Consider the following 846-nt stretch of genomic DNA (forward strand, 5'->3'; position numbering starts at 1 on the left):
CAAGATCGGAAACATGTACGACCAGCAGATCAACGTCCACTGCGGCTGACCGGCGACGGTACGCCTGGGCCACCCGAAAATAATCAAGAACATGAGGGATTCAATGCTCTTTGCCCGTAAGGCACTTGTCACTGCGTCGATAGCGATGTCAGCCGTTGTCGGCGCCCTCGCCACCGCCTCTCCGGCGAGCGCGTCGATCTCGCCCGGCTCGTACGGCGTCGAGGACTGTGACGCCCAGTGCGTGGTCCTCTACTTCAACACCGGCTACGGCGGCTCGCACACGGTGATTCACTCCGACACCCCCACCGGCGGCGAGGGCATCCGCGACCTGGCCGGTTACACCTTCCAGAGCGGCGGCGCCGGGCAGGGGCAGAGCCTGAAGAACAACGCGGCCTCGGCGAAGGCCCGGGTCTGGGGTATCGACGCCAGCGTGACGGTTTACTTCAACAGCGGCTACGCCGGCCCCTGCGACAAGTTCCACCACACCGAGTACCCGTCCGCCTGGCAGCTCTCGAACACGTACAACGAGAACGCCTCGGTGTACTTCCGGAACGTTCCGATCAACCAGGGCTGCGTCAACTTCGGTTGAGTTGAGTCGTGAATTCGTGGCGGGCGCGGTGGAGTGGAGTGGTGACTCGGTGGGGGCCGCGCCCCCCCGCGCCCGCCATATTCCTTGTGGAGAGGTGGATGACTGTGGGAAGACAGGGATTGCCGACCGGGGCACCGCGTCCTTCACGGTGGACGGCGTGGAGAGCTTCGCCAAGAAGGACTTCCCCGACGCCCGGGTGTACGGCCAGGGCGCCGACTCCCAGCTGCGACTGATCACCGGCCGCGGCGGGGTCTCCT

1 protein-coding gene is annotated in these 846 nt (G+C 65.4%); it reads left to right on the forward strand.

What is annotated here, in order from left to right:
• The first annotated feature begins 145 nt into the window (after positions 1-145).
• Positions 146-589, forward strand: coding sequence for a peptidase M23 (locus ABD323_RS42175; protein ID WP_344447359.1), 444 nt, complete (start codon positions 146-148; stop codon positions 587-589).
• Positions 590-846: the final 257 nt, after the last annotated feature.

The organism is Kitasatospora nipponensis (assembly GCF_039528135.1).
GTDB classification, from domain to species: Bacteria; Actinomycetota; Actinomycetes; order Streptomycetales; family Streptomycetaceae; genus Kitasatospora; species Kitasatospora nipponensis.

What these genes read in the sequence shown, in the direction of transcription:
- ABD323_RS42175 (WP_344447359.1), top strand. Translation starts at nt 146, where the DNA reads ATGTCAGCCGTTGTCGGCGCCCTCGCCACCGCCTCTCCGGCGAGCGCG.